Origin of the sequence: Ruegeria alba, assembly GCF_022321465.1 — a bacterium.
Taxonomy (GTDB): Bacteria; Pseudomonadota; Alphaproteobacteria; order Rhodobacterales; family Rhodobacteraceae; genus Ruegeria_B; species Ruegeria_B alba.
On record NZ_JAKOEM010000018.1, the window covers coordinates 1 to 11,549 of the forward strand.

Sequence of the window (11,549 nt, forward strand, 5' to 3'; positions counted from 1 at the left end):
TGAAGAGCCGAGCAGGAAGACTTCAGCCGCTATTTTCGCCGCGCTTACACATCGACTTTTTCAACAGCATCTCCGCACAGCGGACATCGCCCGGATATGGCGAAACCTCCGCTGACCGGCAGAAACTGCCGATGAGGTTGACGCGGTAAAGGCTCTGAGGCCGGGCACTGGCCTTCAACCTACATAAAATGTAGGTTTCAGCCATGTACACGATTGGAACCCTTGCCCGCAGAACTGGCACTAAGGTGCAGACCATCCGCTATTACGAGCAGATCGGGTTGATGCCCGAGGCCGGGCGCACGGCGGGCGGGCAGCGCCGCTATGACGAAGCCGCGCTGGACCGGCTGGCCTTTATCCGCCACGGGCGGCAGCTGGGTTTTGGGCTGGATGCGATCCGCGAGCTTCTGGCGCTGAACGACCAGCCGGGGCAAAGCTGCTCGGCCTCTGACTCTATTGCCCGGCGGCAGTTGGCGCAGGTGCAACAGCGGCTGGCCCGGCTGCGCGCGCTGGAGACCGAATTGCAGCGGATGATCGACAGCTGCGACGGCCATCGCGGTAGCGATTGCCGCGTGCTCGAAGTGTTGCGCGACCATGCCGAATGCCTGACCGATCACGGCTCGGAAGCCCCGGTTCAGTCGTAGCGGCGCCGGGTCCTGGCCCCCTCGCTGGTGATCGCGCAGAGCGACAGCGTATGGTCCATGTTGCGCATCCGGTGGCGCAGCATCTGCCGGGACAGCCGCGCCAGATCCGCCGCATGGGCGGGGTCGTCCGCCACGTTGCGGAACTCGCCCTCACCTTGATGGTCGAACAGCATCGGCGGCAGGTCGGCGGCAAATTCGACAAGGGTAAAGCGCGCATCGCGCAGGATCGCCACCGCGCCCGCGCTGGGGCCAAAACCGAACGCCTGCTGCCAGAGCGTCGGCGTCAGTGGGTCCGAGATATCCAGCTCGGAAAAGGAATACCGCCGCCAGTCGGAGGGCGCCTCGCCCGTCAGGAAGGGCCTGAGCGAGCGGCCATCGACCGAGTTCGGAACCTCCTGCCCGACCCAGTCGAGGATGGTGGGCATCAGGTCGATCGACTCGGTCGGGGCGTCGACCACATGGCCCGCCTCGCAGCCCGGCGCGCGGATGATCAGCGGCGTGTGATAGGCGGCGTCATAGACCGTCATCTTGCCCCAGCTGTGGCGGTCGCCCAGCATCTCGCCATGATCGGCGGTGACCACGATCAGGGTGTTGTCATATTGCCCGGTGTCCTTCAGATGCGCGATCACCCGACCGATATGGGTGTCGACCTCGGTCGCAAGGCCCAGATAGATCGCGCGCAGGATCTGGATGGTCTCGTCGGTGGGCTCCAGATCGGGGAAGCCCAGCACGAAACTGGCCGGGCAGGAATAGCGGGTGGCGGGACCAAAGAAGGGATGTTCACCTGCCTCGTCGTCGCGTGTCGACAGCCGCGCGGGCAGCGGCAACCTGGCGGGATCGTACATCGTGTTATAGGGCGCGGGCGCCACCAGAGGCGGATGCGGCCGGATATAGGTGAGATGCGCGAACCAGCTTTGCCCGGCCCAGGCGGGCATGTTGGCAAGGAACTGATCGGTCAGAAAGGCGGTATCGCTGTCCTCGGCCCGGTACATCGCGGGCCCGTTCAGGCGCGGGGTGCCGTCGGCATCCGGGCGGGGCACATAGACCTGCGCGTAATCGTCGAAGGCATAGCCGCGGTTCTTCAGATGCGATTGCCAGGGATAGGACATCTCTAGCCGCATCTCGGTGACCTCGTGAAACCCGTTCATCGGGAATTCATAGGTCTTGAGCGCCGGGTCGTTGGCGTCATAGGCGCGCGGATCTTGCGAGGTGTCGGTATAGCCAAAGAGCAGCGGCAAGTAGCCCGACTTGCGCATCTCGGTGGCGATGTTGGGCGTGTCGTGGCGCAGCGGGGTGCCGTTGCGGACCGAGCGGTGGTTCATCGCGTATTGCCCGGTCAGGATCGAGGCGCGCGACGGCCCACAGGGGTTGGTTACCGAATAGTGACGGCGAAAGCTGACCGCGTCCTCGGCCAGCGCCCGCAGATGCGGCAGATCGACGTGACCCGCCAGCGCGCCCCACAGGCAATCGGCCCGCAACTGGTCGATGATGATGAAAAGAACGTTGCCCTGCCTGCTCATGGTGTGACCCGCCGGTTTCCGTTGGCCAATGGGTAGCCAGTTGGCTCTTCCCTGTCCAGCCGGGGCGTCTGGCGCCCCGGATCAGTCTATGACGGCAGTGGCCTCGATCTCGACCAGGGCGTCATCCTCGACCAGTCCGGCGACCACCACCATCGCCATGGCCGGGAAATGACGGCCCATCACCTTGCGATAGCTGGCGCCGATCTCGGCCTGACGGGCCATGTATTCCTTCTTGTCGGTCACGTACCAGGTCAGCCGGGTGATATGCTCGGCCCGGCCGCCAGCGGCCTCGACCACATCGAGGATGTTGCGCAGCGCCTGTTCCATCTGGCCGATGAAATCATGACTTTCGAACTGCTGCTGCGCGTTCCAGCCGATCTGACCGCCGACATAGAGATGCCCGTCGCGGGTCAGCATGCCGTTGGCATAGCCCTTGGCGGGGGCCCAGCCCTCGGGTTGGATGATCTTGTGGGTCATGTCTGGCCTCCGTTTACTGAATGTCCGTGCGCAAGCGGAAGCGCTGGATCTTGCCGGTCTGAGTCTTTGGCAGCGCGTCGATGAACCGGACGCTGCGCGGGTATTTATAGGGGGCGATGGTCGCCTTGACGTGGTCCTGCAAGGTCTTGACCAAAAGCGCGTCGCCGGTATGGCCCGGCGCCAGCACCACATGGGCCTCGACGATATGGCCGCGCGCCTCGTCCGGGGCGCCGATGACGCCGCATTCGGCCACCGCCGGATGCGACAGCAGCGCCGCCTCGACCTCGGGCCCGGCGATGTTGTAGCCGGAACTGACGATCATGTCGTCGCTGCGGGCGGCGAAATGCAGATAGCCATCCGCATCCATCACGAAACTGTCGCCGGTCACGTTCCAGCCGTTCTGCACATAGCCCGCCTGCCGGTCATCGGCCAGATAGCGGCAGCCGGTCGGGCCGCGCACCGCCAGCCGCCCCACCTCGCCGCGCGGGGCCTCGTTGCCTGCCTCGTCAAGGATGCGCACCTGATACCCCGTCACAGGCTTGCCGGTGCAGGCGGGGCGGTGGTCGTCGAACCGGTTCGAGATGAAGATATGCAGCATCTCGGTGGCGCCGATCCCGTCGAGCATCGGCTTGCCGGTCTTGGCGATCCATTCGTCATAAACCGGGGCGGGCAGGGTCTCGCCCGCCGACACCGCCGCCCGAAGCGAGCTGAGATCGGCGCCCTCGTCCATCGCCTTGAGCATGAAGCGATAGGCGGTGGGCGCGGTGAAACAGACGGTAGCGCGGTATTGCTGGATGATCTCGACCATGTTGGGCGGGCTTGCCTGTTCCAGCAGGGTCGCGGCGGCGCCAAAGCGCAGCGGAAACACCGCCAGACCGCCGAGCCCAAAGGTAAAGGCCAGCGGCGGCGAGCCGATGAACACGTCGTCCGGCGTAACGCCCAGAACCTCGCGCGCATAACCGTCGGCGATGATCAGCAGGTCGCGATGGAAATGCATCGTCGCCTTGGGGTCGCCCGTGGTGCCCGAGGTGAACCCCAACAGCGCCACATCGTCCCGCCCGGTCGCGACCGCCTGGAACCGCACCGGTTTTTGCAGCGCCAGCCGGTCCAGCTCGGCATCATGGTTCGAGGTGCCGTCAAAACCCACCACCGTCCGCAGGTGTTTCGAGGTCTTGGCGCAGGTGACCAGCTCCTCCATCAGCCGCGTGTCGCACAGCGCATGGGTGATCTCGGCCTTGTCGATGATCTTGGCCAGCTCGCCCGCGCGCAGCATCGGCATGGTGTTGACCACCACCGCGCCCGCCTTGGTCGCGGCCAGCCAGCAGGCCACCATGGCCGGGTTGTTGGCCGATCGGATCAGCACCCGGTTGCCGGGTTTCACGCCCAGATCCTCGACCAGCACATGGGCCAGCCGGTTGGTCCAGTCGCTGAGTTCCTTGTAGGTGCGCCGCCGGCCATTGCCGATCAGCGCGGTATGGTCGCCAAACCCCTTGTCGACCATGGCATCGGTCAGCTCGACCCCGACATTCAGGTGCTCGGGATAGTCGAACCCGTCGAGCAGGAAATCGGGCCATTGATCCGTCGGCGGCAGGTTGTCCCGGGTGAACGTGTCGATATGTGCGCTTGGTCCCAGCATGGCTCAATGTCCTCCCTGAAATGTGCTCATCGCCTGTCTGGCGATCACCACCCGCTGCACGTCGCTGGCGCCTTCGTAGATGCGCAGGGCGCGGATATCGCGATACAGCTCCTCGACCTTTTCGCCGCGCCGCACCCCGTCGCCGCCGAACAGCTGTACCGCCTTGTCGATCACCTGCTGTGCATGGTCGGTCGAATAGAGCTTGGCCATCGCCGCCTCGCGGCTGACGCGCGGGGCGCCCATGTCCTTGGCCCAGGCGGCGCGATAGGTGAGCAGCGCGCTGGCATCCACATCCAGCGCCATGTCGGCGATATGGCCCTGCACCATTTGGAGATCGAAGAGCGGCGCGCCCTGCACCTGCCGTGTGGTGACGCGCGCCAATGCCTCGTCCAGCGCGCGGCGGGCAAATCCCAGCGCCGCCGCCGCCACGGTCGAGCGGAACACATCGAGCACCGCCATCGCCACCTTGAACCCTTCTCCGGATGCACCCAAGAGCGCCGATTTCGGCACCCGCACATCGGTAAAACGCAGCCGCGCCAGCGGGTGCGGTGCCATCACTTCGAGCCGCTCGACCACCTCGAACCCCGGCAGGCCCGCAGGCAGGACAAAGGCGCTGAGCCCGCGCGCGCCGGGCGCCTCGCCGGTGCGGGCAAAGAGCGTATAGACATCGGCGATGCCGCCGTTCGAGATCCAGGTCTTTTCGCCGTTCAGCACGTAATCGTCACCATCGGGGGTGGCCGTCATGGTGGAATTGGCCACGTCCGAACCCGATTGCGGTTCGGTCAGCGCAAAGGCCGCGATCGCCTGACCGCTGCGGGTGAGCGGCAGCCATTCGGCCTGTTGCGCGGGGGTGCCAAAGAGCGAGATCGCACCCGTTCCCAGCCCCTGCATGGCAAAGGCGAAATCGGCCAGCCCGTCATGGCGCGCGAGGATCTCGCGGCTCAGGCAGAGGGTCCGCACATCCAACCGCTCGCCCGTCGTCGCACCGGTGGCCTGCAACCAGCCGCCCGAGCCGAGATCCGCCACCAGCTTGCGGCAGGCCGCGTCAATGTTGCCGTGATCCACATGCAGGCGCGCGCACCAGCCCTCCATCGCCTCGGCGCGGGCGCGATGGGTCTCGTCGAAAAACGGCCAGGTCAGAAAGCTGCGGTCCGCCATCTCATTCCTCCTAGGGGCTTCATTCCGCCCCAAATACTCAATTGCGCCGACCTCAATCGCCCATAAAGACGGGTTTTTCCTTGGCGACAAAGGCGCGATAGGCGCGTTCGAAATCGCCGGTCTGCATGCAGATCGCCTGTGCCTGCGCCTCGGCCTCGATCGCCTGTTCGATCGACATCGACCATTCCTGCGCCAACATGGTCTTGGTGATCATATGGCCGAAATTCGGGCCTGCCGCGATCTGCTGGGCCAGTTTGCGGGCCTCGTCCTCCAGCGTGTCCGCCGCCACCAGTCGGTTGTGAAAGCCCCAGGAGGCACCCTCGTCGGCGCTCATCGCGCGGCCGGTATAGAGGAGTTCCGCCGCGCGGCCCTGGCCGATGATGCGGGGCAGGATGGCGCAGGCGCCCATGTCGCAGCCGGCCAGCCCGACGCGGGAGAACAGGAAGGCCACCTTGGCCTCGGGCGTGGCGATACGCAGGTCGGAGGCCATGGCGATGATCGCGCCCGCGCCCACGCAGATGCCGTCGATGGCGGCAATCACCGGCTTGCCGCAATTGATCATCGCCTTGACCAGATCGCCGGTCATGCGGGTGAATTGCAGCAGCTCTTTCATGTTCATGCCGGTCAGCGGCCCGATGATGTCATGCACATCGCCGCCCGAGCTGAAATTGCCGCCGTTCGAGGCAAAGACCACCGCCTTGATGTCGTCATTGTAATGCAGGTCGCGGAACCAGTCGCGTAGCTCGGCATAGCTGTCGAAGGTCAGCGGGTTCTTGCGCTCGGGCCGGTCCAGCGCAATGCGCGCGATGCCGTCTTCGATGGTGCACAGGAAATGGGTGGTGTCGGCGGCGGTCATGATTTTCCCTCTGTCAGAATGCGGTCCAGCGTCGCGGTGATCGCGCGGGCCTCGTCAGCGTCGAGCGCGCCCAGCAGGTCGTCGACCCAGGCCTCGTGGCGGGCGGCCTGGCGGGCAAATTCCTCTTCGCCCTTGCGGGTCAGGCGAACCCGGTTGGCGCGGCGGTCGCCCGGCACCGGTTCGCGCAGCACATGGCCGTCCTCGACCAACCGTTCGATGATGCCGGTGACATTGCCGTTCGACACCTTCAGGAGGCCCGACAGCTCGCTCATCTTCAGCCCGCCCGCGTTGCGGGCCAGCGCGCTCATCACGTCAAACCGCGGCAGGGTCGAGGCGAATTCGGTCCGCAGGTTCTCGCGCAGGCCCGATTCCACCGTGCGCGTCGCTTTCAGCAGTTTCAGCCAGAGGCGCAGACGCGCCTTGCTGTCCGGCCCGGCATCGGGGCGGGGGTTGGGTGCGCTCATATCTCTCCTCCCGACAGGGCAAGGGCATGGCCGTTCACCGACCGGGCGGCCTGGGAACACAGCCAGAGAACCGCGCCCGCCACCTCGTCCACCTGGATGAACCGGTCCTGCGGATTGCCCTTGCGCAGCGACTTTGCCGCAGCTTCCGCGCTCAGGCCGGTCTTGTCCACGATATTGGCAATCGAGCGGTCCAGCATCGGGGTCTCGATGAAGCCGGGGCAGATGGCGTTGGCAGTCACGCCAGTACGGCCCAGTTCGACCGCCAGTGCCCGGATCAGGCCAACGACCCCGTGTTTGGCGGCGCAATAGCCCGCCACATAAGGATAGCCCTTGAGCCCAGCGGTCGAGGCGATGGCGATCAGCCGACCCTCGCCCGCGTTTTCCATATCCGAGAGTCCGGCCTGAAAGCTGTTGAACACGCCCTTGAGGTTCACATCCAGCATCTGCTGGAACCCTTCGGCGGTCATCTTCCTGAACGGCGTGCTGTCGGCGGCGCCCGCATTGGCGACCACCACACCCACCGGTCCGTTCAGATCGCGCGCCTGCCGAAAGGCGGCGCGCACCGCCTGCGGATCGGTCACGTCGCAGGTGACCCAGCCGATGAACTTGTGCTGTTTGGCGACCTCGCGCAGCGGTCCCTCGCGGCGGCCCAAGACGGTGACCTTGGCACCGGCATGGGCCAGCGCCTCGGCAATCGCCGCACCGGTGCCGGTGCCGCCGCCTGTGACCACCGCATGGGTGCCCTCCAGCATCATGCGCGGATCTCCGTCTCGGCGTCACGGTCGGCCAGACGCCAGGCCTGATCCCGGCCCGCCAGATAGGGCAGCGGCCAGTCGGCGTGACGATCACCGATGCGGGCGGCCTCGTGCAGGGTCCAGTAGGGGTCGGCCAGATGCGGGCGACCGACGCAGATCAGATCGGCCCGGCCCGCCATCAGGATCGAGTTGGCATGGTCGGCCTCATAGATATTGCCCACCGCCATGGTGGCGATGCCGGTCTCGTTGCGGATGCGATCCGAGAACGGGGTCTGGAACATGCGGCCATAGACCGGCTTGGCCTCGATCGAGGTCTGGCCGGCCGAGACGTCGATGATATCGGCGCCCGCCGCGTGGAACATCGCGGCGATCTTGACTGCCTCCTCGGGCGTGACACCGGCCTCGTCCACCCAGTCATTGGCCGAGATCCGCACCGACATCGGCTTGTGCTCGGGCCATGCGGCCCGCATCGCGGTGAACACTTCCAGCGGGTAGCGCATGCGGTTTTCCAGCGACCCGCCGTAGTCGTCGCCGCGCGAGTTCGACATCGGCGAGATGAAGGACGAGATCAGATAGCCGTGTGCCGCGTGCAGCTCGATCATGTCGAAACCCGCCCGCTCGGCCATTTGCGCGGCTGCAACAAACTGGTCGCGCACCGCGTCCATATCCGCCCGCGTCATTTCACGCGGGGTGGCATTGTTGGCGGACCACGGGATGGGTGATGCCGAGATCAGGTCCCAGTTTTCCGCCTTCAGCGGCGCGTCCATCGTCTCCCAACCCAGCTGGGTCGAGCCCTTGCGGCCCGAATGGCCGATCTGGCAGCAGATCTTCGCGCTCGTCTCGCCATGCACGAAATCGGTCAGGCGTTTCCACGCGGCCTCATGCTCGGGCGCATAGAGGCCGGGGCAACCGGGGGTGATGCGACCCGTGGGGCTGACACAGGTCATTTCGGTATAGACCAGGCCCGCACCGCCCTTGGCGCGCTCGCCGTAATGGATCAGGTGCCAGTCGGTCGGGCAGCCATCGACCGCCTTGTATTGCGCCATGGGCGAGACCACGATGCGGTTTTTCAGCTCCATGTCGCGCAGGCGGAAGGGGGCGAACATCGGCGCGCGCACGGGTTCGGCCGCAGCGCCCGCGCGGGTCTGGAACCACTGTTCGGCCGAGCGCAGCCAGTCGGCATCGCGCAGGCGCAGGTTTTCGTGGCTGATCCGCTGGCTGCGGGTCAGCAGCGAATAGTTGAACTGCACCGGGTCCATGTCCAGATAGCGTTCCACCTGCTCGAACCATTCCAGCGAGTTGCGCGCCGCCGATTGCAGGCGCAGCACCTCGAGCCGGCGTTCTTCCTGATAGCGTTCGAACGCGCTTTCCATCGTCGGTTCGGAATGCAGATAGGTGGCCAGCGAAATGGCGCTGTCAAAGGCCAGGCGCGAGCCCGATCCGATCGAAAAATGCGCGGTCGCCGCCGCGTCGCCCATCAACACCACATTTTCATGGTGCCATTTCTCGCAGAGCACGCGGGGAAAGTTGATCCAGACCGCCGAGCCGCGCAGGTGGCTGGCATTCGACATGAGCTTGTGGCCGCCCAGATGTGCGGCAAAGATGCGCTCGCAGGTGGCGACGCTCTCTTCCTTGGACATATGCTCGAATCCCCAGGCGTCCCAGGTCTCCTGGCTGCATTCCACGATCACCGTCGCGGTGTCCTCGTCGAACTGATAGGCATGCACCCACATCCAGCCGTGTTCGGTCTTTTCAAAGATGAAGGTGAAGGCGTCGTCGAATTTCTGATGGGTGCCGAGCCAGATGAACTTGCACTGGCGGGTGTCGATATCGGGTTTGAAATGCGCGGCCAGATCGCTGCGCACGCGAGAGTTCAGCCCGTCGCAGGCCACCACCAGATCGTATTCCGCCTGATATTCGGCGATGGGCCGCGCCTCGGTCTGGAATTGCAGATCGACGCCCAGCTCGCGTGCGCGGTCCTGAAGCAGGAGCAGCATCGCCTTGCGCCCGATCCCGGCAAAACCGTGCCCGCCCGAGACGGTGCGCACCCCGTCATGCACCACCGCGATATCGTCCCAATAGGCAAAGTTCGAGCGGATCGTTTCGGCGCTCTTGGGGTCGTTGGCGGCCAGGTTCTCCAGCGCGTCATCGCTCAGCACCACGCCCCAGCCGAACGTGTCGTCGCCCTTGTTGCGCTCGATCACCGTGACCTGATGCGAAGGGTCGCGCAGCTTCATCGAAATGGCGAAATACAGCCCCGCCGGACCGCCACCCAGACATGCGATACGCATTGCATCCTCCCTCGCAAGATACGCTGATTGAAGATGAGGATACGGGGATTCGGACATATTTCAAGCCTAAACCTTTAAGCTTGAAATATATCGGAGCGACGATTACCCTGTCCGCAAGACAGGAGGATCTACGATGATCGACTGGGACGATGCATTCGACAATTCCAGCTATGTGCCGGGGTCGGACGGGCTGGCCGCCGCCTGGGGCGCGGCAGCGACGGCGTGGCGCGACAGTCGGGGCGGGACGCTTGACATCTCTTATGGTCCGGGCGCGCGCAACCGGCTCGACCTGTTCCGCCCCGAGGGCGTGGCCAAGGGTCTCGTGGTGTTCGTGCATGGCGGCTATTGGCAGAAACTTGACAAGAGCTTCTGGTCGCATTTCGCCGCCGGACCGCTCAGCCGGGGCTGGGCGCTGGCGGTGCCCTCTTACACGCTGGCACCCGAGGCGCGTCTGGGCCAGATGGTCGAGGAAGTGCGCGCGTCGATCGAAGAGGCGGCGCGTCACGTCGCGGGACCGGTGCGGCTGGCGGGCCATTCCGCCGGGGGCCATCTGGTGGCCCGCATGGCCTGCGCCGACGGGCCGTTGCCCGACCGGCTGGACCGGGTGATCAGCATCAGCGGTATCCACGATCTGCGCCCGCTGCTGGGCACCCGGATGAACGAGGTTCTGCACCTGGATGCGGCCGAGGCCGCGGCCGAAAGCCCCGCGCAGCTGTCGCGGCGCGCGGGCCTGTCGGTCACCTGTTGGGTGGGCGCCAATGAGCGGCCCGAACTGGTGCGCCAGACGCGCCTTCTCTCCGAGGCCTGGGACGTGCCAAACGTGTTCGACCCGGGCCATGACCATTTCTCTGTTGTTGCCGAACTGGGCCGGCCCGGCTCGGCCCTGCTGACCGAGCTTCTCAAGGATTGACCCGATGTCCCAGGCCTATGACCCCAGCCAGGAAGGTGCCAAGATGTCCTATGCCAAGGACATGAGCTATGGCGATTATCTGCATATGGATGCGCTGCTGGCGACCCATCATCCGCAATCGGATGCCCATGACGAGATGTTGTTCATCATCCAGCACCAGACGAGCGAATTGTGGATGCGGCTGGTGCTGCACGAACTCAGGGCGGCGCGTAATCTGCTGCTGGCGGGCGGAGATTTCCGGCCTGCGTTCAAGATGCTGACGCGGGTGGCGCGCATCTTCGACCAGCTTAATTCCGCCTGGGACGTACTGCGCACGATGACGCCCAGCGATTATACGACGTTTCGCAATGCGCTTGGCAATTCCTCGGGGTTCCAGTCGCATCAGTACCGGCTGATCGAATACATGCTGGGCAATCGCAATACCGCGATGATGAAGGTGCATGAGCATCGCCCCGAGCTTCATGCGATGCTGGCGGCGGAACTGGAGCAACCCTCGCTGTATCACGTGGCGTTGCGGGCGCTGGCGGCGAAGACGGGGGCCAGTTTCGCGCCCGAGGTCTACCGGATGGACAACCCGCACAACGCCGATGCGGCGGTGCAGGCGGCCTGGCGGCAGATCTACGAGGATCCGGCGAAATACTGGGACCTTTACGAGCTGGGCGAGAAGCTGGTCGATCTCGAGGACTATTTCCGCCGTTGGCGGTTCAACCATGTCACCACGGTGGAACGGGTGATCGGGTTCAAGCGGGGAACCGGTGGGACCTCTGGTGTTCAATACTTGCGCCGCATGCTCGAGGTCGAACTGTTCCCCGAACTTTGGCATCTGCGCGGCGACCTTTAG

11 protein-coding genes are annotated in these 11,549 nt (G+C 65.2%); 3 read left to right on the forward strand and 8 right to left on the reverse strand.

Going from position 1 to position 11,549, the window contains the following annotated elements:
• The first annotated feature begins 203 nt into the window (after window positions 1-203).
• On the forward strand, window positions 204-641 hold the full coding sequence (locus tag MB818_RS16660) for a MerR family transcriptional regulator (RefSeq protein WP_234140331.1): 438 nt from the start codon (window positions 204-206) through the stop codon (window positions 639-641).
• Here MB818_RS16660 and MB818_RS16665 read toward each other — a convergent pair.
• The 8 genes from MB818_RS16665 to MB818_RS16700 all read right to left on the reverse strand — a co-directional run bounded on the left by MB818_RS16665 (window position 632) and on the right by MB818_RS16700 (window position 9,798).
• Window positions 632-2,161 (reverse strand): alkaline phosphatase family protein, encoded by a 1,530-nt coding sequence (locus MB818_RS16665; RefSeq protein WP_234140330.1) that lies wholly within the window; start codon window positions 2,159-2,161, stop codon window positions 632-634. The two genes, MB818_RS16660 and MB818_RS16665, sit on opposite strands and share 10 nt — an antisense overlap.
• An 81-nt stretch (window positions 2,162-2,242) precedes the next feature.
• Complete coding sequence (locus MB818_RS16670) at window positions 2,243-2,638, reverse strand: RidA family protein (RefSeq protein ID WP_234140329.1); 396 nt, start codon at window positions 2,636-2,638, stop codon at window positions 2,243-2,245.
• Window positions 2,639-2,651: 13 nt separating this feature from the next.
• Entirely contained in the window at window positions 2,652-4,274 is a 1,623-nt protein-coding gene (locus tag MB818_RS16675; protein WP_234140328.1) for an AMP-binding protein, read from the reverse strand.
• Between the two features lie 3 nt (window positions 4,275-4,277).
• Window positions 4,278-5,432 carry an acyl-CoA dehydrogenase family protein gene (locus MB818_RS16680; RefSeq protein ID WP_238905781.1) on the reverse strand — a complete coding sequence of 385 codons (1,155 nt, stop codon included), beginning with the start codon at window positions 5,430-5,432 and terminating at the stop codon, window positions 4,278-4,280.
• 52 nt (window positions 5,433-5,484) lie between these two features.
• Window positions 5,485-6,288 (reverse strand): enoyl-CoA hydratase family protein, encoded by an 804-nt coding sequence (locus tag MB818_RS16685; protein WP_238905783.1) that lies wholly within the window; start codon window positions 6,286-6,288, stop codon window positions 5,485-5,487.
• The gene (locus MB818_RS16690) at window positions 6,285-6,752 is read right to left on the reverse strand and encodes a MarR family winged helix-turn-helix transcriptional regulator (RefSeq protein ID WP_234143651.1); all 468 of its coding nucleotides are present in this window, start codon (window positions 6,750-6,752) and stop codon (window positions 6,285-6,287) included. Before MB818_RS16690 ends, MB818_RS16685 begins: the two co-directional genes overlap by 4 nt.
• The gene (locus MB818_RS16695; RefSeq protein WP_238905785.1) at window positions 6,749-7,507 is read right to left on the reverse strand and encodes an SDR family NAD(P)-dependent oxidoreductase; all 759 of its coding nucleotides are present in this window, start codon (window positions 7,505-7,507) and stop codon (window positions 6,749-6,751) included. The genes MB818_RS16690 and MB818_RS16695 overlap by 4 nt, the downstream gene beginning before the upstream one ends.
• A complete protein-coding gene (locus MB818_RS16700; protein ID WP_234140321.1) occupies window positions 7,504-9,798 on the reverse strand; it encodes a bifunctional salicylyl-CoA 5-hydroxylase/oxidoreductase in 2,295 nt (764 codons plus the stop codon). Before MB818_RS16700 ends, MB818_RS16695 begins: the two co-directional genes overlap by 4 nt.
• A gap of 133 nt (window positions 9,799-9,931) precedes the next feature.
• Between MB818_RS16700 and MB818_RS16705 the strand changes: the two genes are divergently transcribed.
• Together MB818_RS16705 and MB818_RS16710 are read left to right on the forward strand one after the other, a co-directional pair.
• Window positions 9,932-10,708: a hormone-sensitive lipase gene (locus MB818_RS16705; RefSeq protein WP_234140320.1), complete on the forward strand. Its 777-nt coding sequence runs from the start codon at window positions 9,932-9,934 to the stop codon at window positions 10,706-10,708.
• A 4-nt stretch (window positions 10,709-10,712) separates the two neighbouring features.
• Window positions 10,713-11,549 carry a tryptophan 2,3-dioxygenase gene (locus tag MB818_RS16710; protein WP_234163633.1) on the forward strand — a complete coding sequence of 279 codons (837 nt, stop codon included), beginning with the start codon at window positions 10,713-10,715 and terminating at the stop codon, window positions 11,547-11,549.

Coding starts and splice junctions, on each gene's coding strand:
- MB818_RS16660 (WP_234140331.1), top strand. CDS start 204: ATGTACACGATTGGAACCCTTGCCCGCAGAACTGGCACTAAGGTGCAG.
- MB818_RS16665 (WP_234140330.1), bottom strand. CDS start 2,161: ATGAGCAGGCAGGGCAACGTTCTTTTCATCATCATCGACCAGTTGCGG.
- MB818_RS16670 (WP_234140329.1), bottom strand. CDS start 2,638: ATGACCCACAAGATCATCCAACCCGAGGGCTGGGCCCCCGCCAAGGGC.
- MB818_RS16675 (WP_234140328.1), bottom strand. CDS start 4,274: ATGCTGGGACCAAGCGCACATATCGACACGTTCACCCGGGACAACCTG.
- MB818_RS16680 (WP_238905781.1), bottom strand. CDS start 5,432: ATGGCGGACCGCAGCTTTCTGACCTGGCCGTTTTTCGACGAGACCCAT.
- MB818_RS16685 (WP_238905783.1), bottom strand. CDS start 6,288: ATGACCGCCGCCGACACCACCCATTTCCTGTGCACCATCGAAGACGGC.
- MB818_RS16690 (WP_234143651.1), bottom strand. CDS start 6,752: ATGAGCGCACCCAACCCCCGCCCCGATGCCGGGCCGGACAGCAAGGCG.
- MB818_RS16695 (WP_238905785.1), bottom strand. CDS start 7,507: ATGATGCTGGAGGGCACCCATGCGGTGGTCACAGGCGGCGGCACCGGC.
- MB818_RS16700 (WP_234140321.1), bottom strand. CDS start 9,798: ATGCGTATCGCATGTCTGGGTGGCGGTCCGGCGGGGCTGTATTTCGCC.
- MB818_RS16705 (WP_234140320.1), top strand. CDS start 9,932: ATGATCGACTGGGACGATGCATTCGACAATTCCAGCTATGTGCCGGGG.
- MB818_RS16710 (WP_234163633.1), top strand. CDS start 10,713: ATGTCCCAGGCCTATGACCCCAGCCAGGAAGGTGCCAAGATGTCCTAT.